The 26,229-nt window shown below is 72.2% G+C and carries 26 protein-coding genes; 17 read left to right on the top strand and 9 right to left on the bottom strand.

The features are described from left to right. Positions 1 to 27: 27 nt before the first annotated feature. Positions 28 to 1,098 carry a histidinol-phosphate transaminase gene (locus ARTHRO9V_RS03450; RefSeq protein WP_159825605.1) on the bottom strand — a complete coding sequence of 357 codons (1,071 nt, stop codon included), beginning with the start codon at positions 1,096 to 1,098 and terminating at the stop codon, positions 28 to 30. 108 nt (positions 1,099 to 1,206) lie between these two features. Between ARTHRO9V_RS03450 and ARTHRO9V_RS03445 the strand changes: the two genes are divergently transcribed. From ARTHRO9V_RS03445 to purB, 3 genes are read left to right on the top strand one after another with little or no spacing between them, the layout of a single operon-like run. Continuing rightward, positions 1,207 to 1,614: a phage holin family protein gene (locus tag ARTHRO9V_RS03445; RefSeq protein ID WP_056049758.1), complete on the top strand. Its 408-nt coding sequence runs from the start codon at positions 1,207 to 1,209 to the stop codon at positions 1,612 to 1,614. Between the two features lie 50 nt (positions 1,615 to 1,664). Then, positions 1,665 to 2,117, top strand: coding sequence for a low molecular weight protein-tyrosine-phosphatase (locus tag ARTHRO9V_RS03440; RefSeq protein WP_199736314.1), 453 nt, complete (start codon positions 1,665 to 1,667; stop codon positions 2,115 to 2,117). Beyond that, positions 2,114 to 3,496: an adenylosuccinate lyase gene (gene purB / locus ARTHRO9V_RS03435; RefSeq protein ID WP_159825603.1), complete on the top strand. Its 1,383-nt coding sequence runs from the start codon at positions 2,114 to 2,116 to the stop codon at positions 3,494 to 3,496. The genes ARTHRO9V_RS03440 and purB overlap by 4 nt, the downstream gene beginning before the upstream one ends. Before the next feature lie 151 nt (positions 3,497 to 3,647). Here the strand turns inward: purB and ARTHRO9V_RS03430 are convergent, their stop codons facing one another. From ARTHRO9V_RS03430 to ARTHRO9V_RS03420, 3 genes are read right to left on the bottom strand one after another with little or no spacing between them, the layout of a single operon-like run. Next, positions 3,648 to 3,893 carry a hypothetical protein gene (locus tag ARTHRO9V_RS03430; protein WP_043594098.1) on the bottom strand — a complete coding sequence of 82 codons (246 nt, stop codon included), beginning with the start codon at positions 3,891 to 3,893 and terminating at the stop codon, positions 3,648 to 3,650. Further along, positions 3,890 to 4,588: a DUF308 domain-containing protein gene (locus ARTHRO9V_RS03425; RefSeq protein WP_236556892.1), complete on the bottom strand. Its 699-nt coding sequence runs from the start codon at positions 4,586 to 4,588 to the stop codon at positions 3,890 to 3,892. The genes ARTHRO9V_RS03430 and ARTHRO9V_RS03425 overlap by 4 nt, the downstream gene beginning before the upstream one ends. 34 nt (positions 4,589 to 4,622) lie before the next feature. Continuing rightward, positions 4,623 to 5,306 (bottom strand): hypothetical protein, encoded by a 684-nt coding sequence (locus ARTHRO9V_RS03420; protein WP_157485561.1) that lies wholly within the window; start codon positions 5,304 to 5,306, stop codon positions 4,623 to 4,625. A gap of 155 nt (positions 5,307 to 5,461) precedes the next feature. Here ARTHRO9V_RS03420 and ARTHRO9V_RS03415 point away from each other — a divergent pair, with 155 nt between their 5' ends. Further along, positions 5,462 to 6,604, top strand: coding sequence for an acyl-CoA desaturase (locus tag ARTHRO9V_RS03415; RefSeq protein ID WP_159825601.1), 1,143 nt, complete (start codon positions 5,462 to 5,464; stop codon positions 6,602 to 6,604). A gap of 120 nt (positions 6,605 to 6,724) precedes the next feature. Here ARTHRO9V_RS03415 and idi read toward each other — a convergent pair whose 3' ends face one another. Further along, entirely contained in the window at positions 6,725 to 7,294 is a 570-nt protein-coding gene (gene idi / locus ARTHRO9V_RS03410; protein WP_123570911.1) for an isopentenyl-diphosphate Delta-isomerase, read from the bottom strand. An 18-nt stretch (positions 7,295 to 7,312) separates the two neighbouring features. Here idi and ARTHRO9V_RS03405 point away from each other — a divergent pair, with 18 nt between their 5' ends. The 6 genes from ARTHRO9V_RS03405 to ARTHRO9V_RS03380 are packed head-to-tail and all read left to right on the top strand — an operon-like array spanning position 7,313 to position 12,728. Then, positions 7,313 to 8,383, top strand: a complete 1,071-nt coding sequence (locus tag ARTHRO9V_RS03405; RefSeq protein WP_233568416.1) for a polyprenyl synthetase family protein — start codon at positions 7,313 to 7,315, stop codon at positions 8,381 to 8,383. Then, positions 8,380 to 9,261, top strand: coding sequence for a phytoene/squalene synthase family protein (locus ARTHRO9V_RS03400; RefSeq protein WP_056049749.1), 882 nt, complete (start codon positions 8,380 to 8,382; stop codon positions 9,259 to 9,261). Before ARTHRO9V_RS03405 ends, ARTHRO9V_RS03400 begins: the two co-directional genes overlap by 4 nt. Then, on the top strand, positions 9,258 to 10,961 hold the full coding sequence (crtI, locus tag ARTHRO9V_RS03395) for a phytoene desaturase family protein (RefSeq protein ID WP_201298909.1): 1,704 nt from the start codon (positions 9,258 to 9,260) through the stop codon (positions 10,959 to 10,961). Before ARTHRO9V_RS03400 ends, crtI begins: the two co-directional genes overlap by 4 nt. After that, entirely contained in the window at positions 10,961 to 11,335 is a 375-nt protein-coding gene (locus tag ARTHRO9V_RS03390; RefSeq protein ID WP_159825599.1) for a lycopene cyclase domain-containing protein, read from the top strand. The genes crtI and ARTHRO9V_RS03390 overlap by 1 nt, the downstream gene beginning before the upstream one ends. Then, positions 11,332 to 11,748, top strand: coding sequence for a lycopene cyclase domain-containing protein (locus ARTHRO9V_RS03385; protein WP_082460645.1), 417 nt, complete (start codon positions 11,332 to 11,334; stop codon positions 11,746 to 11,748). Before ARTHRO9V_RS03390 ends, ARTHRO9V_RS03385 begins: the two co-directional genes overlap by 4 nt. Further along, the gene (locus ARTHRO9V_RS03380) at positions 11,745 to 12,728 is read left to right on the top strand and encodes a prenyltransferase (RefSeq protein ID WP_236556890.1); all 984 of its coding nucleotides are present in this window, start codon (positions 11,745 to 11,747) and stop codon (positions 12,726 to 12,728) included. The genes ARTHRO9V_RS03385 and ARTHRO9V_RS03380 overlap by 4 nt, the downstream gene beginning before the upstream one ends. A gap of 86 nt (positions 12,729 to 12,814) precedes the next feature. Here the strand turns inward: ARTHRO9V_RS03380 and ARTHRO9V_RS03375 are convergent, their stop codons facing one another. Beyond that, positions 12,815 to 13,348, bottom strand: a complete 534-nt coding sequence (locus ARTHRO9V_RS03375; protein ID WP_236556889.1) for a MarR family winged helix-turn-helix transcriptional regulator — start codon at positions 13,346 to 13,348, stop codon at positions 12,815 to 12,817. Between the two features lie 103 nt (positions 13,349 to 13,451). Between ARTHRO9V_RS03375 and ARTHRO9V_RS03370 the strand changes: the two genes are divergently transcribed. From ARTHRO9V_RS03370 to ARTHRO9V_RS03350, 5 genes are all read left to right on the top strand, one after another. Further along, positions 13,452 to 14,840, top strand: coding sequence for a glycosyltransferase 87 family protein (locus ARTHRO9V_RS03370; RefSeq protein ID WP_159825597.1), 1,389 nt, complete (start codon positions 13,452 to 13,454; stop codon positions 14,838 to 14,840). A 137-nt stretch (positions 14,841 to 14,977) separates the two neighbouring features. Continuing rightward, on the top strand, positions 14,978 to 15,388 hold the full coding sequence (locus ARTHRO9V_RS03365; protein WP_123570908.1) for a YtxH domain-containing protein: 411 nt from the start codon (positions 14,978 to 14,980) through the stop codon (positions 15,386 to 15,388). After that, positions 15,381 to 15,809 carry a phage holin family protein gene (locus tag ARTHRO9V_RS03360; RefSeq protein ID WP_159825595.1) on the top strand — a complete coding sequence of 143 codons (429 nt, stop codon included), beginning with the start codon at positions 15,381 to 15,383 and terminating at the stop codon, positions 15,807 to 15,809. The genes ARTHRO9V_RS03365 and ARTHRO9V_RS03360 overlap by 8 nt, the downstream gene beginning before the upstream one ends. Then, positions 15,790 to 16,206: a DUF3618 domain-containing protein gene (locus ARTHRO9V_RS03355; RefSeq protein WP_159825593.1), complete on the top strand. Its 417-nt coding sequence runs from the start codon at positions 15,790 to 15,792 to the stop codon at positions 16,204 to 16,206. The genes ARTHRO9V_RS03360 and ARTHRO9V_RS03355 overlap by 20 nt, the downstream gene beginning before the upstream one ends. Positions 16,207 to 16,209: 3 nt before the next feature. Beyond that, entirely contained in the window at positions 16,210 to 17,397 is a 1,188-nt protein-coding gene (locus tag ARTHRO9V_RS03350; RefSeq protein ID WP_199859768.1) for a YihY/virulence factor BrkB family protein, read from the top strand. Between the two features lie 112 nt (positions 17,398 to 17,509). On the opposite strand, the gene ARTHRO9V_RS03345 is transcribed toward ARTHRO9V_RS03350, so the two are convergent. From ARTHRO9V_RS03345 to acs, 3 genes are all read right to left on the bottom strand, one after another. Further along, positions 17,510 to 18,307: an isocitrate lyase/phosphoenolpyruvate mutase family protein gene (locus ARTHRO9V_RS03345; RefSeq protein WP_056049731.1), complete on the bottom strand. Its 798-nt coding sequence runs from the start codon at positions 18,305 to 18,307 to the stop codon at positions 17,510 to 17,512. 59 nt (positions 18,308 to 18,366) lie between these two features. Next, positions 18,367 to 18,972 (bottom strand): nitroreductase family protein, encoded by a 606-nt coding sequence (locus tag ARTHRO9V_RS03340; protein ID WP_123571164.1) that lies wholly within the window; start codon positions 18,970 to 18,972, stop codon positions 18,367 to 18,369. A gap of 96 nt (positions 18,973 to 19,068) precedes the next feature. Beyond that, positions 19,069 to 21,126 (bottom strand): acetate--CoA ligase, encoded by a 2,058-nt coding sequence (acs, locus tag ARTHRO9V_RS03335; RefSeq protein ID WP_159825591.1) that lies wholly within the window; start codon positions 21,124 to 21,126, stop codon positions 19,069 to 19,071. Between the two features lie 162 nt (positions 21,127 to 21,288). On the opposite strand from acs, the gene ARTHRO9V_RS03330 reads away from it, so the two are divergent. Together ARTHRO9V_RS03330 and ARTHRO9V_RS03325 are read left to right on the top strand one after the other, a co-directional pair. Then, positions 21,289 to 23,553 (top strand): acyltransferase family protein, encoded by a 2,265-nt coding sequence (locus ARTHRO9V_RS03330; RefSeq protein WP_159825589.1) that lies wholly within the window; start codon positions 21,289 to 21,291, stop codon positions 23,551 to 23,553. Between the two features lie 136 nt (positions 23,554 to 23,689). Beyond that, positions 23,690 to 26,227: a S8 family serine peptidase gene (locus ARTHRO9V_RS03325; protein ID WP_159825587.1), complete on the top strand. Its 2,538-nt coding sequence runs from the start codon at positions 23,690 to 23,692 to the stop codon at positions 26,225 to 26,227. The last annotated feature ends 2 nt before the right edge of the window (positions 26,228 to 26,229 follow it).

The raw sequence follows: 26,229 nt of genomic DNA, 5'->3' as shown, positions 1-26,229 counted from the left end.
GTCCAATCTATTCCGCGGCATATGCCGTCACCGGGATGTGAGGTCGACGATCTGCTGGGCGGCGTGCAGCAGCTTGTCGACCGACGACGGCTCGCCGATCGTGACGCGCACGCCCTCGCCCGCGAACGGCCGGACGACGACCCCGTGGTCGGCGAACACCTGGGCCGCGGCCGCCGTGTGCTCGCCCGTGGCGAGCCAGACGAAGTTGCCCTGCGCCTCGGGCACCGTCCACCCCTGGTCGATCAGGGCGCGTCGCACCTGGTCGCGCAGCAGGACGATGCGGTCGACCCGCCCGAGCAGCTCGTCGGCGTGGTCGAGCGAGGCGAGGGCCGCGGCCGCGCCCTGCTCGGTGACGGCGAGGGGGATGGCCGTGGCCCGCGCGGCGTCGAGCAGGTAGGAGGCACCGATCGCGTACCCGACGCGGAGTGCGGCCAGCCCGTACGCCTTCGAGAAGGTGCGCAGCAGGACGAGGTTCGGGTGCAGCTCGGTGAGCGTCTCGCCGTCGACGGCCGTGCTGTCGGTGACGAACTCGGCGTACGCCTCGTCGAGCAGCACGAGCACGTCGTCGGGCACCGCGGCCATGAACGACTCGAACTCGCCCGTCGACACCGTGGTGCCCGTCGGGTTGTTGGGGGAGCAGACGATGACGACGCGGGTGCGGTCGGTGACGGCCGCGGCCATGGCCTCGAGGTCGTGGCCCCCGTCGGCCCGCAGCGGCACCTGGACGCTCGTCGCACCGGCCACCGTGACGAGCCCCGGGTAGGCCTCGAACGAACGCCAGGCGTAGACGACCTCGTCGCCGACCGAGGCCGCGGCGAGCACGAACTGGGCCAGCAACGAGACCGACCCCGCACCGACGTGCACCTCGTCGACGGTGACGGCGAACCGGGTGGCGAGGGCGGTCCGCAGGGCCGTCGCCGAGGCGTCGGGGTAGCGGTTCAGCGAGACGGCGCCACGGACGGCCTCGACGACCGAGGGGAGGGGCTCGAACGGGTTCTCGTTCGACGACAGTTTGAAGGCGTCGGGGGACGCCTGCTTGCCCTGGCGGTAGGGCGGGAGGGCGGCGATCTCGGGACGGAGTCGGACGGGAGTGGTCACGCGGCCAGCCTATGGGGCGGGGGCCGCGTCGCGGCAGGGCACCGCGCCTCCTCGGGGGATCCGGTCGGGCACTACCGCCCGTGGAGGAGAGGTCGGCATGATGGGGGGATGACCCGATTCGTCGTGAGGCTGCTCATCAACGCGGTGGCCCTGTGGCTCACCACGCTGCTCGTGTCGGGGGTGACGGTGACGCCCTACGGAGCAGGGGGCACCCTCGAGACGATCGTGACCTTCCTGCTGCTCGCCCTGGTCTTCGGCATCGTCAACGGCGTGGTCGGCACGGCGATCAGGGTGGTGGCCTTCCCCCTCTACATCCTGACGCTCGGCCTGATCGCATTGATCGTGAACGGGCTGCTGCTGCTGATCGTGGCGTGGATCTCGGATCTCTTCGGCTTCGGGTTGACGATCGACGGTTTCTGGTGGGGCGTGATCGGTGCCGTCGTGCTCGCGGTCTTCGCCTGGGCCATCGGCGTCGTCGTCCGCCCCGTGGTCGGGCGGGGTGACCGGAAGCGGTGAACCGGTTCCGCATCTGCTTCGTCTGCACGGGCAACATCTGTCGCTCGCCCATGGCCGAGACCGTGCTGCGCTCGCTCGCCGACGACGCGGGCCTCGGCGACCGGGTCGAGGTCACGAGCGCGGGCACCGGCGACTGGCACGTCGGCGAGGGGGCCGATCCCCGCACCGTCGAGGCCCTGGAGCGCCGCGGCTACGATGGTTCCCGGCACCGGGCGAAGCAGTTCGAGGCCGACGACTTCGCACGCTACGACCTCGTGGTGGCGTTCGATCGCGGCCAAGAACGCATCCTCCGGGCCTGGGCAGGCGACGACGCCGACCGCTCGAAGGTGCAGCTGCTACTCACCTTCGCTCCCGACGCGGCGCCGGCGGGTGGCGGTCTCGACGTCCCCGACCCGTACTACTCCGACGCAGCACTCTTCGACGAGGTGCTCGACATGGTCGAGCGCGCCTGCTCGGCCCTCTTCCGCCAGATCGAACCCGCACTCCGCAAGGGACAGTCATGACGTTGCCTCCTCAGCCCCTCAGCCCGCTCGACGGCCGCTACCGCTCGTCGGTCGGCACGTTGGGTGACCACCTCAGCGAGGCGGGGCTGAACCGGGCCCGCGTGCACGTCGAGGTCGAATGGCTGATCGCCCAGACCGACCGCCGTGCGTTCGGCTCGACGCCGCTCGACGACGAGCAGAAGCGGGCGCTGCGGGCCGTCGTCACCGACTTCGGCCAGGCGGCGATCGACGAGCTCGCCGGCCTCGAGGCGACGACCCGTCACGACGTCAAGGCCGTCGAGTACTTCGTGCGGACACGGCTGGCCGAGCTCGGGCTGGACGGGATCGCCGAACTCACCCACTTCGCCTGCACCAGCGAGGACATCAACAACCTGTCGTACGCGGTCACCGTCAAGGCGGCCCTGTTCGACGTCTGGCTCCCGGCCTTCGACGCCGTGCTCGCCGCCCTCACCACCTGGGCCACCGACGCCCGCGACGTGCCGATGCTCGCGCACACCCACGGGCAGCCGGCGACGCCGACCACGGTCGGGAAGGAGTTCGCCGTGTTCGCGCACCGCCTGCAGCGTCTGCGCTCGCAGATCGTCGGCACCGAGTTCCTCGGCAAGTTCAGCGGGGCGACCGGCACGTTCTCGGCCCACGTCGTCGCCGACCCCGGGCTGGACTGGCCCGAGACGGCCCGCTCCTTCGTCGAGGACGCCCTGGGGCTGACCTTCAACCCGCTGACGACGCAGATCGAGTCGCACGACTGGCAGGCCGAGCTCTACTCGCGCGTCGCCCACGCCAACCGGGTGCTGCACAACCTCGCCACCGACGTGTGGTCGTACATCTCGATGGGCTACTTCACGCAGATCCCGCAGGCGGGGGCGACCGGCTCGTCGACCATGCCCCACAAGATCAACCCGATCCGCTTCGAGAACGCCGAGGCCAACCTCGAGATCTCGTCGGCGCTCTTCGACTCGTTGGCCTCGACCCTGGTCACCAGCCGTCAGCAGCGCGACCTCACCGACTCGTCGGCCCAGCGCAACATCGGGGTCGCGTTCGGCCACTCGATGCTCGCGCTCGACAACCTGCGGCGCGGCCTCGGCGAGATCGCCGTCGGCACCGTGACCCTCGAGTCCGACCTCGACTCCAACTGGGAGGTCCTCGCCGAGGCCATCCAGACCGTCATCCGCGCCGAGGTCGTCGCCGGACGATCCTCGATCGACGACCCCTACGCCATGCTCAAGGAGCTGACCCGCGGCAAGCGCGTCGGCCAGGCCGAACTGGTCGCGTTCGTCGAGGGCCTGGACGTGTCCGACGAGGCCAAGCAGCGCCTCGTGGCCCTGACCCCGGCGACCTACACGGGCATCGCGGCGCAGCTCGTCGACCGCTTGGCCTGACCCCAGGAGGCGCCGGTCGGCCCGTCAGGACGGCCCGCGCACCCGAGGGCGCCGTGCGACGGAGCAGCGGCCGACGGGCCGCGGCGGAGCGGCGGCCGACGGGCAGCGACGGGCAGCGGCCGGAAGGCCGCGGCAGTGCATCCGCGTCGCGTCAGTGGCCCCGCGGCTTGTCGGCGTCGTCGATCTCGTGTCGCTCGTCGTCGTTGGGCTTGGCCGCGAGCGCGAGCATGGCGATCGTGACGAGCGCGACGATGAAGCCGATGCAGAGGAAGATCAGCGCCAGCTGGAGGTCGCGCGTCGTCATGAGGACGACGAGGCCGACGAAGGCGGCGAAGACGCCCGACAGTCCGAGGAACTCGGCGGGGCGGAACCGGTCGCGCCAGGTGGGGTGGGTCATGACGTTCGTCCCTTGTCGTCAGGGGTGTCGGCAGGGGCCGGGTGCCCGGTCTGCCATTTGAGCGAGAGGCCGGCGATCACGAGGAACACGCCGACCAGGGCGCCGTAGGCGCCCAGGATGCCGACGAGCACGGTCGAGGAGGTCAGTTCGCCCTCGATCTGCTCGATGCCGCCGAGCTGCTGGCTGTAGTCCGGCGGGACGACCAGGAAGACCAGGGCCAGCACCAGGGTGAGCACGCCGACGGTCGTCCAGTCACGGGCGAGCGGCGAGCGACGACGACGTCGCAGGCCGGTGAGCAGTTCGAGGCCGCCGGTCAGCACGGCCCAGGCCGTGACGAAGGCGACCAGCACGGGCAGTTGGCCGTGCGAGAAGACGAGGCAGAGGGCGCCGATCACGGCACCGACGACGCCCTGCAGGACGGCGATGGTGCGGCTCGAGCGGTCGTGGAGGCGCAGGGCCGATCCGACGGCGAGCACGACACCGCCGGCGACCGCCGCCGCCCCGAAGGTCAGCAGGCCGACCTGGGGCGAGTGGTCGGGGTTGAAGGTGATGGCCGCCGCGGCCGCGAGGGCCGGGACGGCACGCAGCACGGGGACGGGCCAGTACGCGGAGAGCGACGGGTCGACGCCCCTGCCCGAGGGGTCGGGCGACGCCACGGGGGCGGTCGCGCCGGAGTCGTGGTGCGCAGGCGTCACGAGACCTCTTTCACGGGTGGGGGACCCACCGAGTTTACCGCGCGCTCCTGAACGCCAGGCGGCGGACGGTGCCGAGCGTCAACGGCCAGCCGCGGCCCCTGAGCGTCCCGAGCTGACGTGCCATGTGGGCAGGCGTCACCCGCAGCACCCCCTCGGCCTCGAGCGACAACCCCGCGAGCACACCGTCCAGCGAACGTCGGGTGGAGGCCAGCCCCTCGGCCGTGTCCAACCCCATCGCGATCCGCACGCCGGTCGGCAACCGGCTGACCCGGGTGTAGGCGGTGGTGGTGTCGGCCCACGTGGACCGCCAGCCGGGCCGGACCTCCTTCACGCACTCGAGGAGGCGCACCGTCGCGACGTCGGGGTCGGGATGGTCGACGGTGAGCAGTCGGTAGTAGGTGCGTCGGACGCCCTCGGTGCTCACGAAGAGCAGGTCGGCGTAGCCCGCCACGACCGTGGCGGGCCGTGGCCCGATGCCGACCACGGTGCCGCCCCCGAGCCATGAACCGTGGCCGTCCTTCGCGTCGGGCCAGAGCCCGACGAGCACCTCAAGCCCGGAGATCTCTATCTCGTGGGCCGGTGCGTCCGACGCCGCCGCCCCGAGGGCGGAGTCCCGCAGGCCGTGGCCCTGATGGGCGTCGCGTTCGCCCGTCCTGTAGGGCACCTGCTCGAGGTCGTGCACCACCCCGCTGAGCCGCTCGACGAAACTCGCTGTCATCGACGATAGGTTACGTGTGACATACGGAAAGCTGCAACCCTCCTGCACGGCGACCTCCCGACACCTTCCCAGCCCACGCCGTTACGTTCGCACCATCTTCGGGCCGCCTCCGGCCCATCCACCCGGCTGAGAAGTCGACCAGCCGCGGGAGCCCGATGACCGCCACCGTCCCCACGACCCCCCGAACCGCGTACCCGCGGATCGTCCACGCACCGGCAGGTGCGGCACCCGCCGGGTTCCGCCCCACCGTCGCCGGACAGGTCGGCAAGCCGACCAGCACGTACTCGAGCCTGCTCAAGTCCGTGCGCGAGGCGGGCCTGCTGCAACGCCGCACCGGCTTCTACGTGACGGTCTTCGTCGTCCTCGTCGCGTGCCTCGGCGGCGCGGCCACCGGGTTCGTCCTGTTGGGCTCGAGCTGGTTCCAGCTGTTGATCGCCGCGGCCCTCGGCGTCATCCTCACGCAGTTCGCGTTCCTCACGCACGAGGCCGCGCACCGCCAGGTGTTCGAGTCGGGCACGCGCAACGACAAGGTCGGTCGCGTCCTCGCGGCCGGCGTCGTGGGCATCAGCTACGCGTGGTGGATGACCAAGCACAGCCGCCACCACGCCAACCCGAACACCAAGGGCAAAGACCCCGACATCGCGTTCGACACGATCTCGTTCCTCGAAGAGGACGCGGCGAAGCAGCGCGGCGTGCTCGGCTTCATCACCCGCCGTCAGGGCTACTTCTTCTTCCCCCTGCTGCTCGGCGAGGGCGTCAACCTGCATGTGACCTCGTTCCGCACGCTGCTCGGCCGTGACAAGGTCGAGGGCCGCGCGCTCGAGATCACGCTCATCGCCGTGCGCCTCGTCGCCTACTTCGGCGTCGTCTTCTGGTTCCTGCCGCTCGGCATGGCCTTCGCCTTCATCGGCGTGCAGATGGCCGTCTTCGGCCTCTACATGGGGTCGTCCTTCGCCCCGAACCACAAGGGCATGCCGATCATCCCCGAGGGTGCGAAGGTCGACTTCCTGAGCAAGCAGGTGCTCACCTCGCGCAACATCACGGGTCGGCACTCGACGGCCTTCATGGGCGGGCTGAACTACCAGATCGAGCACCACCTGTTCCCGAGCATGGCGCGTCCGAACCTGCGCGCGGCCAGCGCCCTGGTGAAGGCGCACTGCGCCGAGCACGGCATCCCCTACACCGAGACGACGATCGGCAAGTCGTACGCGATCGTCATCCGGTACCTCAACCGCGTCGGCCTCTCGGCCCGCGACCCGTTCGACTGCCCCGCGGCGTACGCGATGCGTCCGCGCTAGGCGGCGTCGAACAACAGGACCGCAGGAGGCGCGGGCCGGGTCAGGCGATCCGGCTCGCGCCTTCGTCGTCCCCCGAGGAGCCCTCGTCGTCCCCGGAGGAGCCCTCGTCGTCCGTCTCGCTCAGGTGGGCCAGGCGGCCAGCTGCCAGCCCAACCAGGGCGAGAAGGCGAAGGGTGCCGCCGCGACCGCGTCGCGCAGCTCTCCGGGCTCGACCCACGCCCACTCGGCGACCTCGTCGGGCGAGGGATCGGGCAGGCCGACGGCGCGGGCCGTGAAGACCGGGCAGATCTCGTTCTCGACCACGCCCGAGGCGTCCGTGGCGAGGTACCGGAACTCGGGCAGGATCACCTCGACGTCGCGGACCTCCATGCCGAGCTCTTGGTGGGCGCGCCGCATCAACGCCTCGGCGGGCGTCTCGCCGGGGGCGGGGTGGCCGCAGAACGAGTTGGTCCAGACGCCGGGCCAGGTCTTCTTCGACAGGGCTCGACGGGTGACCAGGACGCGGCCGAGGTCATCGGTGACGTGACAGCTGAACGCCAGGTGCAATGGCGTCGTGGCGGTGTGCACGGTCGCCTTCGCGGTCGTGCCGATGGGCGTGCCCTCGTCGTCGAGGAGCACCACGAGCTCGTCGTGCGCGCCCGGGCGGTCACCGGACGTCGGCTGGGGATGCGTCGAGATCTCACGGGTCATGAGAGGTAGTCTGCCCTGGTGGACGGTGATCACCTGCACGCAGGCACGCGGGCGAGACACGATCGTGTCGACGCCGTCCTCGACGACTTCTTCGCGTTGGCCAAGCGCCGCGCCGAGTCCGTGGGCTGGCGTTACGTCGATCTCTGGTCGGTGCTCGAGCGCAACAGCGCCGGGGGCAAGCGCTTCCGGCCCCGCATGGTCTTCACGGCCTACGACGCCCTCGGGGGCACCGACGACGAGGCCGTGGCCCGGGTCGGCGCGGCCTTCGAGCTGCTGCACACGGCCCTGATCGTCCACGACGACGTCATCGACCGCGACTTCTCGCGACGCGGCATCCCCAACGTCTCGGGCAGCTACCGCGACACCGCGACGACGGCGGGCATCCCGACCCCCGCGGCCGAACACCGGGGCATGTCGGCCGCCGTCATCGCCGGCGACCTCGCCCTGACCGGGGCCAGTCGCATGCTGCTCGGCATCGGCTGCCAGGACCACGTCCGCACGCGCTTGCTCGACCTGCTCGACGAGGCGATCTTCGTCAGCGCGGGCGGAGAGATGGTCGACGTCGAGTTCTCCCTGGCCGCCGAACTGCCGACCGTCGACGAGATCCTCGACATGGAGCGCGCCAAGACGGCCGTCTACTCGTTCGAGGCACCGCTGCAGGCGGGTGCCGTGCTGGCGGGCGCGGGCGAGGCCGTCGTCACGGCGGTCGGCGACTTCGGCCGCGAGGTCGGGGTCGCGTACCAGGTGGTCGACGATCTGCTCGGGGTCTTCGGCACCGAAGAGGCCACCGGCAAGACCACCCGCGGCGACCTCCGCGAGGGCAAGCGCACGGTGCTCGTCGCCCACGCCGCGACCACCGACGAGTGGTTCACGATCCAGCCGTTCATCGGCAAGGCCGACCTCAGCGAGGCCGAGGCCGAACACGTCCGTGGTCGCCTCGAGGTCTGCGGCGCCCGCTCCTTCGCCGAGGGACTCGTCGAGCAGCACGCCCGCCGTGCGCTCGACGTGCTCGACCGGGCCGAGGTGCCCGAGTCGTTGCGCGAGGCGTTGACGCCGGTCGTCCAGGACGTCCTCGAGAGGGTGCGATGACGGGCTTGTCGTTGTACGACTCCGTGGCCGACGCGACCGCGGGAGGCGTGATCCGCCGTTACTCGACGTCGTTCGGACTGGCCTCGCGCCTGCTGGGCGGCGAGGTGCGGCAGCACGTTGAGAACGTGTACGCGCTCGTGCGCGTGGCGGACGAGATCGTCGACGGCCCCGCGACCGAGGCCGGTCTGGGCGCCGACGCGGCGGGCCGGTTGCTCGACGGCTTCGAGGCCGAGACCGAGCGGGCCCTGGTCGAGGGCTTCAGCCCCAACCTGGTCGTGCACGCCTTCGCCCGCACCGCCCGCGCCACCGGGTTCGGTGCCGAGCTCACCGCACCGTTCTTCGCGTCGATGCGGGCCGACCTCAGTGCCCGCGAGCACGACCAGGCGTCGTTCGACGCCTACGTGTACGGGTCGGCCGAGGTCGTCGGCCTGATGTGCCTCAAGGCGTTCCTCCACGGGCACCCCTTCCCCCCGAGCACGGTCGCCGAACTCGAAGAGGGCGCCCGGCGCCTCGGTGCGGCCTTCCAGAAGGTCAACTTCCTGCGTGACCTCGCGGCCGACTTCGAGCAGCTCGGCCGCAGCTACTTCCCCGGAGTCGACGTGACCACGTTCGACGAGCAGACCAAGACGAGACTGGTGCGAGACATCGACGACGACCTCCGCGTGAGCGGCGAGATCATCCCCGTGCTGCCGACGTCCTCGCGTCGGGCGGTGGCACTGGCCCACGGCCTGTTCGCCGAGCTGAACCGGCGTCTCGAGGCGACCCCCGCCTCCTCGCTGGTCCGGGCGCGCGTGCGCGTTCCGAACCCGGTCAAGGTGCGCATCGCCGCGGGCGCCGCCGCCGGTCGCGTCACCCGGCTGCCCGAGGCCCGCGCATGAGCCGCGACACGGTCGACCGCGGGGCGACGGGTGCGGGCACCGGGGCGTCCGACGAGTCGCACGGCCTGAGCGTCACCCGCCACGGCCGCCGCGTCGTCGTGATCGGCGGCGGCATCAGCGGCCTGGCCTCGGCTGCGCTGCTCGCCCGCGAGGGCCACGAGGTCACCCTGCTCGAGAAGAACGACGAGGTCGGTGGCCGTGCCGGGTCGTGGAGCCACGAGGGCTTCCGCTTCGACCTCGGCCCGAGCTGGTACCTCATGCCCGAGGTCTTCGACCACTTCTTCCGCCTGATGGGCACGTCGGCCGCCGAGCGCCTCGACCTCGTCGAACTCGACCCGGGCTACCGCGTGCTGTTCGAGCCGACGCCCGACGACCCCGCGGCGAGTGCGCCGATCGACGTCCCGCGCGGCCTGGAAGAGAACGTCGAGCTGTTCGAGCGCGTCGAACCCGGCAGTGGTGAGCGCATGCGCCGGTACCTCCGGTCCGCCCGCGACACCTACGAGATCGCCAAACGGCGGTTCCTCTACACGAGCTTCGGCAGCCTCACGCCGCTGCTGCGCGGAGACGTGCTGGTCCGCCTGCCGAAGCTGGCCCGGCTGCTGCTGACGAGCCTCGACTCGTACGCGTCCCGCACGGTGACCGACCCGCGCCTCCGTCAGATCCTGGGGTACCCCGCGGTCTTCCTCGGCTCGTCGCCGTTCGACACGCCGAGCATGTACCACCTCATGAGCACGCTCGACCTCGACGACGGCGTGCTGTACCCGCAGGGCGGCCTCATCTCGGTGATCGAGGCGATCCGCGACGTGGCCGTCGAGGCCGGGGTGACCGTCGTGACCGGCGCGACCGTGACCCGGATCGTGACGCAGCCCCTCGGGGCCGAGGGCGCAGCGCTGCCGCGCGGCTCGAAGGCGACCGCCGAGGCGACCGGGGTCGACTGGACCGACGCCGAGGGAGCGACGCACCGCGTCGACGCCGGCCTCGTCGTGAGCGCGGCCGACCTGCACCACACCGAGACACGGCTCCTGCCCCGCGAGCTGCGCACCTACGACTCGTCGTACTGGGCGAAGAAGAACCCCGGGCCGAGCGCCCTGCTGCTCTACCTGGGCGTCGAGGGCGAGATCCCCGAGCTCGAGCACCACACGCTGCTCTTCGCCCGCGACTGGCACGAGAACTTCGAGCGCATCTTCGGCGCCGACAAGCGCATCCCCGACCCCCCGTCGCTGTACGTCTGCAAGCCGAGCACCGTCGACCCGTCGACCGCGCCCGCCGGGCACACGAACCTCTTCGTCCTGGTGCCACTGCCCGCCGACCCGGCCCTCGGTTCGGGCGACGTCGACGGTGACGGCGACCCGATGATCGAGCGTCTCGCAGACGGCGTCATCGCCCAGATCGCCGAGTGGGCGCACGTGCCCGACCTCGCCGAGCGGATCGTGGTGCGGCGCACCCGTGGTCCGCGCGACTTCGTCGACGACGTCAACGCCTGGAGCGGCAGCATGCTCGGCCCCGCGCACACGCTCGCCCAGAGCGCCCTGTTCCGAACCGGCAACGTCTCGACCCACGTCGACTCGCTGTTCTACGCCGGCGGGTCGGTCCGTCCGGGCATCGGCCTGCCGATGTGCCTGATCAGCGCCGAGGTGCTGCTCAAGAACCTGCGCGGCGACACCAGCACCGAGCCGCTCCCCGAGCCCGCCGTCGGCTGATGGGGTTCGTCTACCTCGCGGCGTTGCTCGTCTCGTTGTTCGGCATGGTGATGCTCGACCGCAGGTTCCGCCTGTTCTTCTGGCGCGACGTGCCCCGGGCGGCGGTGACGCTGCTGGTCGGCGTCGTGTTCTTCCTGGTCTGGGACGTCGTCGGCATCGACCTCGGCATCTTCTTCCGCGGCGAGACCTCGTTCATGACCGGCGTGCTGGTGGCGACCGAGCTGCCGCTCGAAGAGGTCTTCTTCCTGACGCTGCTCTGCTACCTGACGATGAACCTGCTGGCCGCGGCCCGGATGGCTGCGGCGGTTGTGCTCGACCGACGTGACGCGAGCTCCACGCAGGCCGGTCGACCGGTGGACGGCGTGGCGTCGTGACCTACTGGGCCGTCAACGCGGTGTTCCTGTCGATCGTCGCGGTGCTCGGGGTGCTGGCGCTGGTGACCGCAGGCGTGCGTGGCCGAGCCGCGCGCGCCTCCTCGTCCCCGGCCGAGAGGTCGCGGCGGCGGCGCGAGCAACTGCTGGGGGCGGGCCTGGCGACCGGCGTGCTGCTCGTGATGACCGCCGTGTTCGACAACGTCATGATCGGGATCGGGCTGGTCGGCTACGACGCCGCCCGGATCAGCGGGGTCTTCGTCGGCATCGCCCCGCTCGAGGACTTCGCCTACGCGGTCGCGGCACTCGTCCTGCTGCCGTCGGTGTGGGTGCTGCTCGGCGGCCCGAAGACGCCCCGCGCCCCCGCGGCGCCGGCGGCCGGCGGGTCGACGACCGTCGAGGAGGCGCGCTCGTGAACACGATCAAGGCCCTGTTCGTCTCGTCCCGGCCCCTGAGCTGGATCAACACGGCGTTCCCGTTCGCGGCGGCGTACGTGCTGACCTCGTTGCTCGCACCGGTGACGACGGGCTACCTGGGGTCGTACCAGCCGTTGTCCCAGGTCGACGTGACGCCGACCGGCACGGAGGCCGTCCTCTTCTTCGCGGCGGAGAACGCCCTCGGCCCGGTGAACTGGCTCGTGCTGATCGTCGGCGCCCTGTACTTCCTGATCCCCTACAACCTCGCGATGTACGGCATCAACGACGTCTTCGACTACGAGAGCGACCTGCACAACCCGCGCAAGGGCGGCGTCGAGGGTGCACTGCTCGACCGCAGCCTGCACCGCACGACGTTGCGCGCCGCAGTGATCACGAACGTGCCCTTCCTGGTGTTCCTCGTGGCGGTCGGCGACCCGCTCAGCTGGCTCGTGCTCGCCGTCAGCGTCTTCGCCGTGATCGCCTACTCGGCTCCCGGCCTGCGCTTCAAGGAGCGCCCCTTCGTCGACTCGGTCACCTCGAGCACGCACTTCATCAGCCCGGCCGTCTACGGTCTCGTGCTGGCCGGGGCGACGTTCACGCCCCAGCTGTGGGCGTTGCTCGGCGCGTTCTTCCTCTGGGGCGTCGCGAGCCACGCGTTCGGAGCCGTGCAGGACGTTCTCGCCGACCGCGAGGGCGGCATCTCGTCGATCGCGACCGAGATCGGCGCCCGGGCGACCGTCCGCCTCTCGGTGGTGGCCTACCTGCTGGCCGGCGTGCTGCTGACCTTCACCGAGTGGCCCGGCCCGCTGGCGGCCCTGCTCACCCTGCCCTACGCGATCAGCTGCGCCCCCTGGTGGAACGTGACCGACGACCGGGCCGAAGAGGTCAACCGCGGGTGGCGACGCTTCCTGGCGCTCAACTTCGTCAGCGGGTTCGTCGTGACGATGCTCATGATCTGGTGGGTGTTCCTGCGGGGCTGACGCCGCGCCTCCTGCGGTCGTCGGCCCTCGCCCCTAGCCCCTAGCCCCTCGGCCCTCGGCCCTCGGCCCGCGGGCAGGCCGGGCGCTCAGGGGCGCCAGCCGAGGTTGAGTGCAGCCCTGCGCAGGAAGCGCACCGTGGTCGCGTGGGCTCCCGGCTCGGCCCCCCGGACCGTCTCGTCGCGGATGCCCTCGACCACGTCGACGAGCTTGCGGTGCGCGAGGCTCCCGCGCTCGGTGAGGGCGTAGCGATCGTCACCGACCCCGTCGGTCGCGAGGCTCACCCAGCCGCTCTCGACCAGCTCGGCGAGGTGGTCCGAGCTGGACTCGCCCGTGGCCGGGTCGAGGAAGGGCGCGACGGCTCCGTCGAGTGCTGCGCGGGTCGCCGGGCCGCGCTCCAGCAGGTTGAGCAGCTGCCACTGCCGGCGGGTGACCCCGTGTTCGTCGAGGACCTCCTCGAAGCGCCGGTCGATCAGCCCGTCGACGAGCCTCAACCAGAAGCCGATCGGGCGCCCCCGGTCGACGGCCAGGTCGTCGTCGACGCTTCCGAGCTCGTCGGGTGCGTGCGTGTCGTCGGTCGGCGGGGTGACCTCGCCTGCGTCTGCGGAACGTCGTCGGTCCATGGTCGGCACCGTACACCGGTCGGACCTCCGTCTCGAGAGTGATCTTCCGATGGATTCACCTGCCGGAAAGACAACGGCAAGGACGCGGCCGTACATTCGAGGCGTGACCACCTCGAGCGCCGTCGCGCCTGCGCCCCTCCCCACGCGCCTCCGCCGGACCTGGTCGCGCGTGCAGGCGCATCCGCGCGGGCTGCTCTACGGCTTCGTCGCCGTGCACGCCGCCGTGTTCCTGGCGCTCACGCCGCTGATGATCGGCGGCGGGGTGAGCGGCGACCTGCCGCTCTACCGCTTGTGGGCGACGGGGGCCCTGAGCGAGGGCGTCTGGCCGGTCCTCGACTTCTCGTGGGTCTACCCGGCCGGGGCGATCGTCCCGATCGTGTTGCCGAACGTCTTCGGCGAACAGCACTACCAGTTCGTCTGGCTGGCCCTGCTGACCGCCCTCAACGCCGTCGCGCTCTGGCTGCTGACCGACCGCGGTCGTCGTACGGTCGACAACCGGGCAGCCTGGTGGTGGCTGCTCGTGACGCTCGTGCTCAGCCCCGTGGCCTTCCTCCGGCTCGAGGGGTTCAGCGCGCCGCTGGTCGTCGCCGCCCTCATGCTGCTGTCCACGCGTCCGCGGGTGGCCGGGCTGCTGCTCGCCGCGGCGACCTGGATCAAGGTCTGGCCCGCCGCCGTCATCGCGGCGGTCGTCGTCGGGTCGCGTCACCGGGCGGTCGTGCTGCGCGGGGGCGTGCTCGTCACCATGGTCGTCGTGTCGTGCGTGTTGCTCGGCCGCGGGGCCGACGACATCACGAGCTTCGTGACGATGCAGTCGGGACGGGCGATGCAGCTCGAGGCGACCCTCTCGACGCCCTGGCTCTGGATGGCCATGCTGCGCGTCCCCGGCGCCTCGGTCTACCAGAACGTCGCCCTCGCCACGCGCGAGGTCATGGGCCCGGGCGACACCTGGATGATCAACGACAGCACGCAGGTCATGCTCGCCGTCCTCGTGCTGCTGGCCGGCGTGCTGGCCGTGGCGACCTTCGGGCTGCCCCGGTGGGCCGAGCCCGGGAGGCGCGGGTCGGCGGGCTCGGCGCGCACCGCGGCCGTCGTCCCGGCTCGCGATCGCGGCGACGAGTTCGGCACGGTGCTGCTCGGCGCCCTCACCCTCACGCTCGCGTTCGTGGTCTTCAACAAGGTGGGGTCGCCGCAGTACCTGCTCTGGATCGTGCCGATCGTGGCCGTGGGCTACGCCTCGCGTCCCGAGGCGTTCCGGACGCCCGCCGTGTTGACCGCCTGGGCCTCTGGGCTCACGACGCTCGTGTTCCCGATCCTCTACCGGCCGCTGATCGAGCTCAACCCGGTCGCCGTGCTCGTCCTGGGTGCCCGCAACGGCCTTCTCGTGGTGCTGTTCTGCTGGTGCGCGGTGCGCCTCGTGCGACTGGCGGTCGCCACGGTGCGCAGCGACGCGCTCGAGGTGGGCGTCCCGCTCGTGGCGGCCCGCGCCTCCTGACCGCGGTGTCGGGGGCGGCTCGTCCCCAGGCCGGCGCCGGGCGGCGTCGTCCCCGGTCGCCCGGTCAATCTGAGCCGTCCACGCCGGGTCGTGCCAGCGTGGAAGGCCTACCTGCCACCACGAGCCAAGGAGCACTCATGAAAGGCAAGATCCTCTTCGTCGCAGGAGCGGCTGTCGGATACGTCCTCGGAGCCCGCGCAGGTCGCGGCGCGTACGTCAAGATCAAAGACCAGGCCGAGAGCCTGTGGGAGAACCCGACCGTCCAGAAGGGCGTCCAGCAGGCCGAGGGCTTCGTGAAGGAGAACGCTCCGGTCGTCGCCAAAAAGGCGCAGGACGTCGCGAACGACGCCGCCCACGCGGTCGGCTCCAAGGCCAAGTCCGTCTCGGGCAAGGGCTCGGGCGCCACCGACAAGGTCGCCGCCAAGGCCACCGAGGCAGCCCACAAGGCCGCCGACAAGGTGGACGAGAAGGCCGACGACGTCAAGAAGCAGACCTCGGGCACCAGCCCCGACGACGACAAGCTGCCGGGGGTGACGGTCGGTGAGTGACCTGAAGGCACCCGAACAGAGCACCAAACGTTCGCTCGGCTCGTTGATCGGCAGCCTGCCCGAGTTGATCTCGCGCCTCATCCGCGGCGAGATCGCGCTGGCCAAGACCGAGCTCGCCACGAAGGCCAAAGAGGCCGGGGTGGGTGTCGGCTTGTTGGTCGGAGCCGCACTGTTCGGCTTCTTCCTGCTCGCCGTGCTCATCACGGCCGGCCTCCTGGGGCTGGCGACGGTCGTCGCCCCCTGGCTCGCGGCGCTCATCGTCGCCGCCGTCCTGCTCGTGATCACGGCCGTCCTGGTCCTGCTCGGCATCAAGGCCCTCAAGAAGGGCGTGCCGCCGACCCCCGAGAAGGCCGTCGCCAGCGTGAAGGCCGACGTCAGCGCGTTGAAGGGGCAGGGCAGCTATGACTCCGAGAAGCACTGACGCAGGAGACCACGAGAAGCACGGCGGGTCGAAGCACGGGAAGGGCGACCAGCCCGACCCCCGTGCCGAGCTCGCCGAGGCGCGTGCGGCCGAAGAGCGCGACGACGCCCACGGCAGCACGTCTCCCGACAAGGACGCCGAGAACGCGGCCGGGCCACGCGCCGGCGCGAGCATCCCCGAGATCGAGCTCGACCTCGCCCGTACCCGTGAAGAGTTCGCGGCGACGCTCGACGCCATCGAGGACAAGCTGAGCGTCCCTGCCCACGCCCGTCGGCTGAAGGCGAGCGTCTCACGGCGCCTCGACCGCGACCCGAAGCCCGTCGTGGCGGCCGCAGCGGCCGGCACCGTCGGCGTCGTCGCGCTCGTCGCCGGCATCGTCAAGACGATCAGGCGCTGACCGATGGCGCAGAAGAGCACCGAGCGCGAGCAGCAGTCACCCGACGCCGACGACTCGCGCAAGCCGCAAGACCTGTCGGACGTCTCCAAGCCCTCCTGGGGGTACGTGCTGGGCAAGACCCTGCGCGAGTTCACCCGTGACCAGTGCACCGACCTCGCCGCCGCACTCACGTACTACGCGGTTCTGGCGATCTTCCCGGCGCTGCTGGCGATCGTGTCGCTGCTCGGCGTCGTGGGGCAGGCGGACTCGACGGCCAAAACGCTGCTCGACCTGGTCTCACAGTTCGGGTCGGAGGACGTCGCTGCTCTCCTGCGGGGTCCCGTCGAGCAGCTGACCGAGTCGTCGGCCGCCGGTGTCGCCCTTATCGTCGGTGTGCTCGGTGCCCTCTGGTCGGCCTCCGGCTATGTGGGCGCCTTCGGGCGGGCCATGAACCGCGTCTACGGCATCGACGAGGGGCGTCCGATCTGGAAGCTCCGCCCGACCATGCTCGGCGTCACGGCGTTCACGGTGGTGCTCATCGTGGTCGCCGCCCTCATCCTGGTGATCAGCGGCCCCGTGGCCGAGACGGTCGGCGACCTCGTGGGACTGGGCAGCACCGCGGTGTTCGTCTGGGACATCGCGAAGCTGCCGATCCTCGCGATCATCGCCGTCGTGATCGTGGCGGTGCTCTACTACTGGGCCCCGAACGTCAAGCAGCCCAAGTTCAAGTGGATGAGCCTCGGGTCGCTCGTGGCCCTGGTCATCTGGTTGGTCGCGTCCGTGGGGTTCGCGTTCTACATCGCGAACTTCTCGAACTACAACAAGACGTACGGTTCGCTCGGTGCGGTCATCGTGTTCCTGCTGTGGCTCTGGATCACGAACAACGCCCTGCTCTTCGGAGCCGAGTTCGACGCCGAACTCGAACGTGGTCGCGAGCTGCAGGCCGGCCTCCGGGCCGAGCGCGACATCCTGCTGCCACCCCGTGACACGGCCCAGAGCGAGAAGAAGGCCGCGGCCCTCGCCAAGGACGAACTTGCCGGCATGCGACTGCGTCAGGCCGCCGCCGCGACCATCGAGCGGAACGGCGACGAGGTGCCCGAGCCGGACGGCGAGGGCGGCTCCGAGGCGTCCGAGTCCGACCGGAAGAAGGACGAGCGCGCCGGGGACGGGCACTCGAAGGGCGACCGTTCGAAAGGCGACCGCGACGACTAGGTGACGTCCCCTGACGACGCGACCCGCGCCTCCTCGGCTCTCACGAGCTCGGGAGGCGCGGGTCGCGTCGTTCGTCAGCCGGTGGGCGAGCCCCGCCCGCACCGGCCGTCGGTCAGAACGAGAAGCCGAGCTCGGCGGGGTAGTCGCCCCGCGCGGTGAGGGTGGTGGCGGCGTCGCGCAGATGCGAGAGCGTCAGGCCCATCGTGGTGGGCCCGAAGCTGACGCGCGAGACGCCGAGCTCGGCCAGGCGGGCGAGCGGCACGGACGACGGGTTCGAGATGACGCTGACCTTGCCGTCGATCCGGTCGAGGGCGGCCTTCACGAGGTCTTCGGTGCCCAGGCCGAGGACGAAGGCGCAGTCGGCGCCGGCGTCGAGGTAGGCGTTGGCGCGGGTGACGGCGTCGTCGAACGAGTCGGGGTCGCCGGCCAGGGCGTCGACCCGGGCGTTGATCACGATCGGCACCCCGGCGCGGTCGCCGGCACGGCGGGCGGCGGCGATCTTCGAGACCTGGGTGTCGATGTCGTAGAGGGGCGCCTTGGCCTGGCCGATGCTGTCCTCGATGTTGAGGCCGGCGGCGCCCTCCTCGATCAGGCGGAAGACGTTGTCGAGCGTGCCGGCGGCGTCCGTCGCGTACGCCTTCTCGAAGTCGACGGAGACGGGCAGGTCGACCGAGCGGATCACGATGCGGGCGGCGGCCAGCATGTCGTCGACGTCGAGGCCCTCGCCGTCCTCGACGCCGTGCGCCTCGCTGATCGAGTGGGAGGCGGTGGCCAGGGCCTTCACGCCCGGTGCGCCCGCGACGATGCGCGCGGTGATGCTGTCCCAGACGTTCGTCACGATCAGCGGGTCGCCGGGGACGTGGAGGGAGCGGAGGAGTTCGGCCTTCTCGGCCGTGCTGGAGATCGACATGCGCCCAGCCAACCAGCCCGGGCTGGCAGGCACCAGCCCGGGCTCGCCTCGCCGAGCTGCTAGTCGCGCCGCAGGACGAGCTCGCTGAGCGGCAGGCGCTCGCGAGGGGCGGTCTCGCGCTCGGCGAGGGCCTCGATCAGCTTGTCGGCCTCGTCGACGACGCCGACGGCCGTGACCGTGACGGGCTTGAGGTTGTCGGTCAGGCCGAACGCGGCGACGATCTCGTCCCACTCGACGCCGGCCATCTGGTGCGTGTGGAAGCCCTCGGCGTGTGCCTGCACCGTGAGGTGGGCGACGGCCTGGCCGAGGTCGTACTCGGCCCACTGGCGCACCTCGCCCTCGACGGTCGAGGTCTCGGCGACGGCGACGACGAGCGCCGACGCGTTGCCCGCCCAGGCGGCGTTGAAGCCCATGAGCGCCTTCACGATCGTGTCGAACGTGGCCGTGCCGCGACGGCCGACGACGAAGCGACGCGGCTGCGTGTTCGCGGCCGACGGTGCCCAGCGGGCGGCCTCGAGCAGGGCGTCCAGCTGACGGTCCGAGATCTCGGCGGTCGGGTCGAACGAGCGGGGGCTCCAGCGCTCGTCGAGCAGCGGCACGAGCGGCACGCTCGTCTCGGCGGTGCGGAGGGTGGACGGGGCGGCGGTGGTCTCGGAGATCGACATGACGACGCTTTCTTCTCGGAACGGGACGGGGGAGGCGAGGCGCGTCATCGGGCCCCGACCACGGTAACCCTCGGTGTGGGCCGGTGATTCCCGACCTCAGGAGGCGCGGGTCGCCTCCGCGAGGATCGCCGCCACCCGGCCGGGCACGGTCTCGTCCTGCAGGCTCGTCGTGTCGCCGAGCGGGCGGCCGTCGACGATGTCGGCCAGCAGCCGCCGCATGATCTTGCCCGAGCGCGTCTTGGGCAGGTCGGGCACGACGAACACGGTCGCGGGCTTGGCGATCGGCCCGATCTGGTCGGCCACGTGGGCGCGCAGCACGGGGGACAGCGACCCCGCGAGCGGAGCCCACACCGACGGCTCGGCGACGTCGCCGGCGTCCCGCACCGCGCCTCCTTCCGGCCGTGTCGACGGCACCACGAACGCCGCGATCGCCTGGCCGGTGCGGTCGTCGGCCACGCCGACGACGGCGGCCTCGGCGACGGCCGGGTGCGACACGAGCGACGACTCGATCTCGATGGTCGACAGGCGGTGCCCCGACACGTTGATCACGTCGTCGACCCGGCCGAGCACCCAGATGTCGCCGTCCGCGTCGTACTTCGCGCCGTCGCCCGAGAAGAACCAGCCCTGCCGCCAGTAGGTCGCCCAGTAGCTGTCGCGGTATCGCTCGGGGTCGCCCCAGACCGTGCGGGCGAGCGCCGGTCCGGTCCGCTGCACGACGAGGTAGCCGCCGCTGCCGTTCGGCACGCGCTCGCCGGCGTCGTCGACCACGGCGGTCGAGAGCCCGGGCAGCGCCCGCAGCGACGAGCCGGGCTTGAGGGTGTCGGCACCGGGCAGCGGGGCCATGACGGCGGCCCCCGTCTCGGACTGCCACCACGTGTCGACGATCGGGCACCGGCCCCGGCCGAACTGCTCGTGGAACCAGACCCACGCCTCGGGGTTGATGGCCTCGCCGACCGTGCCGAGCAGGCGCAGCGACGACAAGTCGTAGGTGTCGGGCAGTCCCTCGGGGAACCACGACGACAGGGTCCGCACCAGCGTCGGCGCCGTGTAGTAGGTGGTGACGCCGTAGCGCTCGATGATCTCGAGGTGGCGGGCGGGGTGCGGGGTGTCGGGCGTGCCCTCGTAGATCACCTGCGTCAGGCCGTTCGACAGCGGGCCGTAGATCTCGTAGGTGTGCGCCGTCACCCAGGCGAGGTCGGCCGTGCACCAGTGCACGTCGTCGGGCTTCGCGTCGAAGACGGCCCAGTGGGTCCAGTTCGCCTGCGTCAGGTAGCCGCCGCTCGTGTGCACGAGTCCCTTGGGCTTGCCGGTGGTGCCGCTCGTGTACATGATGAACAGCGGCGTCTCGGCGCCGAAGTACTCGGGTTCGTCGGTGTCGGGTTGCGCGTCGACGACGTCGTGCCACCAGAGGTCGCGGCCGTCCGTCCACGGCACGTCGGGCGTCTGCTCGCCGGTGCGCCGCACGACGAGGACGTGCTCGATCTCGTTGTCGCCGCTGACGGCGTGGTCGGCGTTCGCCTTGACCGGCACCGCGGACCCTCGTCGGAACTGCCCGTCGGTCGTGACCAGCAGCTTGGCCCGTGTGTCCTCGACGCGGAACTTCAACGCCTCGCCCGAGAAGCCGCCGAAGACGAGCGAGTGGATCGCGCCGAGTCGGGCGATGGCGAGCGTCACGACGATCGTCTCGGCGATGACCGGCAGGTAGACGACCACCCGGTCGCCCTTCTCGACGCCGAGCGATCGCAGGCCGTTGGCGGCCTTCACGACCTCGCGCTGCAGTTGTGCGTAGGTGATGTCACGACGGTCGCCGGGCTCGCCCTCGACGTGCAGGGCGACCTTGTCGCCGAGGCCGGCGTCGACGTGCCGGTCGACGCAGTTGACGGCGACGTTGAGCGTTCCGTCGGCGAACCAGGTCGCCTCGGGCACGGTGAGCGTGCCGTCGGGCCCCTCGGTCACGGGCTTCCAGGTGTGCGCGACCGTCCACGGCGTGTGCCAGTCGAGCCGCTGCGACGCCTCGGCCCAGAACGCGACGGGGTCGGCGGCCGCGCGGGCGTGCTCGGCCGAGGTGACGTTGGCCGCCTCGACGAGCCCAGGAGGCGCGGCGAAGGTCCGTCGCTCGTCGAGCAGGTTCGAGATGGTGTCGCTGGTGGCCATGCGTCCCACGCTACGGGCGGCACGTCGGTGGTGGGCGTCGCGGGGCAACGCTGCGTAACGCGCGGGGACCGTGGCGGCGACGGCTGAGACCGTCGGCTCTTGTCGTTCAGGATGCGACGTGAGATATTGGTATGTCATGTGATTCCGACCCGAGAGAGAAGCATGTCCGACTCGACCCCCCACCGTCCTCCGTCCGCTCCCTCGTCGTCGCGTCGGGGCGGTGCTTCCTCGACGGGCGGCGGGTCGGCAGGATTCCGTCGCGACGTCCAGGGGTTGCGCGCCGTCGCCGTCGTCGCGGTCGTGCTCGAGCACGTCTCGGGCTGGCCGCACGGCGGCTTCGTGGGCGTCGACGTCTTCTTCGTGATCTCGGGCTTCCTGATCACCGGGTTGTTGCTCCGTGAGCACGCCCGGACGGGCCGCATCTCGCTGGCCGACTTCTACCGTCGCCGGGTCCGACGCCTCCTGCCGGCGGCGCTCGTCGTCGTCGCCGCGACCCTGCTCGCCGCGACGGTCCTCCTGCCCGACCGCCGCGTGGTCGGGCTCGGGGTCGACGCCCTCTACTCCCTCGCCTTCGTGGCCAACTGGCACTTCGCCGCCGTGGGCACCGACTACTTCACCGCCGACGGGCCCGTCTCGGCGTTCCAGCACCTCTGGTCCCTCTCGGTCGAAGAGCAGTTCTACGCGTTCTGGCCGCTCCTCGTGATCGTCGTCCTGGGCGCCGGGCTCCGGCGTCCCGGGCGGCCCGCACCCGTCTCACGCGAGGCGGACACGGGGCCTGGCCGGCGGCTCGTGCTCGCGGCGGTGATCACCGCCCTCTGCGCGGCGTCGTTCGTCTGGGCCGTGGTCGACACGGCGGGCGACCCGACGGGCGCCTACTTCTCGACGCTGACCCGGGTCTGGGAACTCGGGCTCGGTGCCCTGGCGGCGCTGGCCGTTCCGCTGACCCGGCGGTTGCCGCGGGCGATCGGCACGACGCTCGGCTGGCTCGGTCTCGTCGGCATCCTGGCGAGCGTCGTGGTCGTCGACGGGCAGACCGCGTTCCCGGGCCCGTGGGCAGCGCTTCCCGTGGTCGCCACCCTGGCGGTCGTCGTGGGCGGCGGCGTGCCCGGGGCCGTCGCACCGGCGCCCCTGGCGAACCGGGTCACCGACTACCTGGGTGCGATCAGCTACTCGCTCTACCTCTGGCACTTCCCGATCGTCGTCATGATCCGCGCGGTCGTGCCCGAGGGCGAGCTGCTGGCCTACCCCCTGTCGCTCGGCTTCGCCGTGGTGGGTCACCACCTCGTCGAGAAGCCCTTCATCTCGTCGCCCCTGCTCGCCCCGCGACGCGGCGAGGGCGGTCGTCGGCTGTGGCGTCGCTGGGCCGACGACCAGGCGCCGTCCGCCGGTCGAGCCGCCCTCGGGGGCCTCGGCATGCTGGCCGTCGTGATGGTGGTGGCCGCGGTGGTCTCGGTCCGGCCCGTGGCGGCGCCGCCCGTGCTCCCGCCCGTCGCAGGGGGCACCGGCCTCGGGGCCTCCGTCGAGGCCGGGGCGTCCGACGGCGGTGCCGACGGCGACGGCTCCTCCGGTCCGGTCGGTCCGGCCGAGGGGGCGATGGCCGAGTCGGTCCGGGCCGCGCTGGCGGCGACCTCGTGGCCGACGTTGACCCCCGACCCGGGCGACACCATGCCGTTCGGGGCGAACAACGACTGCGGTCGCGTCGATCTGCCCCTGCCGCGCGCCGAGTGCACCTTCGGCACCGGCGACAAGACGGTCGTCCTCGTGGGCGACTCGACGGCCGCCGCCGAGCTGGACGCCGTGGTCGAGATCGTCGAACCGGACGACAGCGGGTGGCGCCTGGTCGCGCTGCCCCTGTTCGGCTGCCCGTTCGTCGATCTCGCCGTCGCCCAGAATTCCGATCCCGAGAGCTGTACCACCCACCAGGCCGACGCCGTCCGGACGATCGTGGAGACGGCACCCGACCTGCTCGTCGTCACGAACTCCTTCGTCCCGTTCGAACACGCCGACACCGGCGCACCCGTCACGCCGCGCGAGTACGCCGAGGCACTGCAGCGCCAGCTCGAGTCGGTGGGCGGCGCGGCGACGCGCACCGTGTTCGTCACGCCCCCGCCGGCACACCGGTCGCTCGACGACTGCTACCGCCCGGGCGGTTCGCCCGTCGACTGCATCTCGTCCGTGTCGGCGGATCACGCCGCCAACCTCGCCGAGACGCAGAAGACGATGAGCGCCCTGGGCGGTTCCCTCGTCGACACGTCGCGGTTCCTCTGCGTCGACGGGCTCTGCCCCGCCTTCGTCGACGACGTGCCCGTCAAGCGGGACTTCACCCACTACACGGGGGCGTTCGACGCCAAGCTCGCCCCCGTGCTGCGCGAACTCGTCTTCGAGGCCGAGGCCGAGGCCGAGGCCGAGGGCGGCCCGGCCGCCTGACGCCCGGACGAGCACGGGCCGCCGGGCCGGCGGACCGGCGGGCCGCCGGGTCGACGTGCGGCCGGGTCGGCGAGTCCCTCGAACGGGAGGCGGGATCGTGACCCCGTCGTGACCGGTCGCCGCCTATCGTTGCCAGGTGACCCACAGCCCTCGACGCCGTCCCGCTCGTCGATCGACCCGTGGCGTGGGTGGGGCAGCGCTCGCCGCGGTCCTCGTGTTCGCACCGGTCACGGCCGTCGCGGCGGACGCCCCGGCGACCGCCGCCTCGTCACCGGCCCCGATCGCCTCCGCGTCACCGGCCCCCGCGGCCGACGTGCCCGAGCTGTCCGCGCCCGCCTCGAGCGCGACGCCTGCCGCAGCCCCCGCCGCGGCTGCCGTCGATGCGATGAACTACGTCGTCAACGCGGTGCCGGGCGCCGTCACGACCGAGGCGGCCTCGGCCGCGGTGGTCGCCGCGGGCGGTACCGTCCTCGCCCGGTGGGACGAGATCGGGGTGGTGACCGCTCGGTCGACCGCCGCCGGTTTCGTCGACCGGGTCCGCGCCTCCTCGTCCGTCGAGTCGGCCGGCCCGACCCGGACGGCCGCCGTCCGTGCGACGCCCGACGCCGACGCGGGTGGCGACGCCGAGTCCTCTGCCGTCCCGTCGACGGGAGTGCAGGCGACCGGTCTGGCCGAGCGGGTCGCCGACGTCGCCGATCCCGGCGAGGAGCGGCGGTGGAACGACCAGGCCGTCCACGCCGCCGAGGCGCGTGCGGTGCAGCCCGGGAGCCCCGACGTGCTGGTCGGCGTGCTCGACAGCGGCGTCGACGCGACGCACCCCGACCTCGTCTCGCAGGTCGACCCGGCCGCCTCCGTGGGTTGCAGCGTGGACGGCGTCGCCGACCCCGACCCCGCCGCCTGGGCGCCGTCGTCCGACGCCGCGACGAGCACCCGCGAGCACGGCACGCACGTGGCGGGCATCATCGCCGCGGCCGACGACGGCCGGGGTGTCGTCGGGGTCGCCCCGGGCGTGCGGTTGGCCAGCGTCAAGGTCGTCGACGCGGACGGCTTCATCTACCCCGAGTACGCGATCTGCGGCTACATGTGGGCGGCGCAGCAGCAGATGGACGTGACGAACGCGAGCTTCTTCGTCGACCCGTGGGCCGCCTGGTGCTCGGCCGACCCCGACCAGGCCCCGGCCCTCGACGCGGTCGCGCGGGCGGTCGCCTGGTCCCAGCACGAAGGCGTCCTCGACGTGGCGGCCGCCGGCAACGCCACGGTCGGTGCCGTCGCCGTCGACCTCGCCCACAAGACCGCCGACTCGCTCAGCCCGAACGACTCGACCCCGCAGCCGGGGCGCGACGTCTCGCAGGGGTGCTCGCAGCTTCCCGCCGAGGTCGACGGTGTCGTCACCGTCTCGTCGGCCCAGCAGGGCGGAGGCGGTTCGATCGAGAAGTCCCGGTTCTCGAACTACGGTGCGGGCGTCGTGGACCTGACGGCCCCCGGGGCCGCCGTGCTCAGCACGGTCCCCGGTGGCGGGTTCGCCGCCCTCAGCGGGACCTCGATGGCGGCTCCGCACGTCGCCGGGGTCGCGGCCCTGCTGGCAAGCGTGCACCCGGGCGCGACCCCGGCCGAACTGCGGGACCTGCTCGCCCGGCAGGCCGGCGGTGAGACTCCCCCCGAATACTTCGGGGCCGGCATGGTCGACGCCTTCGCGGCCGTGACCGAAGACCTGGGACGCGGGGCGGTCGCCGTCGCCCCCGACGGCGTGCTGCAGGCGGGCGCGGCGGCCATCCTGCGGGGCGCCGGCTTCGTGCCCGGTGAGACGGTCCGGGCCGGGGGCGAGGCGTTCGACGACTCGACGTCGACCGTCGCCGATCAGCGCGGCCGCGTCCAGCTGCCCGTCCGGCTCTCGCCCGGCACCCCGACGGGGCCCCTGTCGTTCTCCGTGGTCGGGTCGTCGGGCTCGAGCGCGGTCGTCGACGTCGAGGTGCAGGAGGCGCTGGCCGGCCCGGTCGTCACCTCACCGGCCGACGGCGACCGTCTGCCCTCGGGGCAGGCCGTGGTCGTCGAGGGCACCTCGGTCGACTCCGCCCGCGTCACCGTCACCGTCGAGCCCGCCGCGAGCCCGCCCGCCGGGAGCCCGCCCGCCGGGGATCTGCCCACCGGAGACCTGCCCGCCGGGGACCTGCCCGCCGGGGACCTGCCCGCGACGGCCCGGGCCTCCGCGGCCGCTCCCGCCGCTGCCGAGTCGTCGACGGTCCGTGCCGAGCAGGACGGCACGTTCCGCGCGACGTTCGCCGGCCTCGCCGCGGGTGCCTGGCAGGTCTCGGCCGTCACCTGGACCGTGGACGACGTCGTCTCGGCGACCGGTCCCGTCGTCCTCTTCGCCGTCGACCCGGTCCCGGCTCCCGTGCCGGGTGACGAGGCCGGCGTCCCGGCCGAGCCCGGGGCCGCACCGGCCGGTCCGGGGTCGGCGTCGCCCACGCCGGGCGCCTCGCCGGGCGAGACCGTCGTCCCGGCGGGTGCCCCGGGGCACCCGCTCGCCGCCGACCCGGCCCGCGCCTCCTCGGCCGCTCTCGCGTGGACCGGTTCGGAGCCGGGTCCGGTGGCCCTCGCCGCCCTGTTGATCGTCGCGGTCGGCGTGGTCGGCGTCGGCGTCGGGCGGCGTCGTCGCGTCGACGAGACCCGCTAGCG

The organism is Frigoribacterium sp. 9N (genome assembly GCF_902506305.1).
GTDB lineage: Bacteria > Actinomycetota > Actinomycetes > Actinomycetales > Microbacteriaceae > Frigoribacterium.
Note: the sequence above shows the minus strand (reverse complement) of the source record. Positions and strands in the feature narration are given on the sequence as shown.

What these genes read in the sequence shown, in the direction of transcription:
- ARTHRO9V_RS03390 (WP_159825599.1), top strand. Translation starts at nt 10,961, where the DNA reads ATGGGGTTCGTCTACCTCGCGGCGTTGCTCGTCTCGTTGTTCGGCATG.
- ARTHRO9V_RS03445 (WP_056049758.1), top strand. Translation starts at nt 1,207, where the DNA reads ATGACCCGATTCGTCGTGAGGCTGCTCATCAACGCGGTGGCCCTGTGG.
- ARTHRO9V_RS03430 (WP_043594098.1), bottom strand. Translation starts at nt 3,893, where the DNA reads ATGACCCACCCCACCTGGCGCGACCGGTTCCGCCCCGCCGAGTTCCTC.
- ARTHRO9V_RS03375 (WP_236556889.1), bottom strand. Translation starts at nt 13,348, where the DNA reads ATGGACCGACGACGTTCCGCAGACGCAGGCGAGGTCACCCCGCCGACC.
- ARTHRO9V_RS03355 (WP_159825593.1), top strand. Translation starts at nt 15,790, where the DNA reads ATGACTCCGAGAAGCACTGACGCAGGAGACCACGAGAAGCACGGCGGG.
- ARTHRO9V_RS03440 (WP_199736314.1), top strand. Translation starts at nt 1,665, where the DNA reads ATGGCCGAGACCGTGCTGCGCTCGCTCGCCGACGACGCGGGCCTCGGC.
- ARTHRO9V_RS03365 (WP_123570908.1), top strand. Translation starts at nt 14,978, where the DNA reads ATGAAAGGCAAGATCCTCTTCGTCGCAGGAGCGGCTGTCGGATACGTC.
- ARTHRO9V_RS03340 (WP_123571164.1), bottom strand. Translation starts at nt 18,972, where the DNA reads ATGTCGATCTCCGAGACCACCGCCGCCCCGTCCACCCTCCGCACCGCC.
- ARTHRO9V_RS03350 (WP_199859768.1), top strand. Translation starts at nt 16,210, where the DNA reads ATGGCGCAGAAGAGCACCGAGCGCGAGCAGCAGTCACCCGACGCCGAC.
- ARTHRO9V_RS03420 (WP_157485561.1), bottom strand. Translation starts at nt 5,306, where the DNA reads ATGACAGCGAGTTTCGTCGAGCGGCTCAGCGGGGTGGTGCACGACCTC.
- purB (WP_159825603.1), top strand. Translation starts at nt 2,114, where the DNA reads ATGACGTTGCCTCCTCAGCCCCTCAGCCCGCTCGACGGCCGCTACCGC.
- ARTHRO9V_RS03400 (WP_056049749.1), top strand. Translation starts at nt 8,380, where the DNA reads ATGACGGGCTTGTCGTTGTACGACTCCGTGGCCGACGCGACCGCGGGA.
- idi (WP_123570911.1), bottom strand. Translation starts at nt 7,294, where the DNA reads ATGACCCGTGAGATCTCGACGCATCCCCAGCCGACGTCCGGTGACCGC.
- ARTHRO9V_RS03345 (WP_056049731.1), bottom strand. Translation starts at nt 18,307, where the DNA reads ATGTCGATCTCCAGCACGGCCGAGAAGGCCGAACTCCTCCGCTCCCTC.
- ARTHRO9V_RS03330 (WP_159825589.1), top strand. Translation starts at nt 21,289, where the DNA reads ATGTCCGACTCGACCCCCCACCGTCCTCCGTCCGCTCCCTCGTCGTCG.
- crtI (WP_201298909.1), top strand. Translation starts at nt 9,258, where the DNA reads ATGAGCCGCGACACGGTCGACCGCGGGGCGACGGGTGCGGGCACCGGG.
- ARTHRO9V_RS03415 (WP_159825601.1), top strand. Translation starts at nt 5,462, where the DNA reads ATGACCGCCACCGTCCCCACGACCCCCCGAACCGCGTACCCGCGGATC.
- acs (WP_159825591.1), bottom strand. Translation starts at nt 21,126, where the DNA reads ATGGCCACCAGCGACACCATCTCGAACCTGCTCGACGAGCGACGGACC.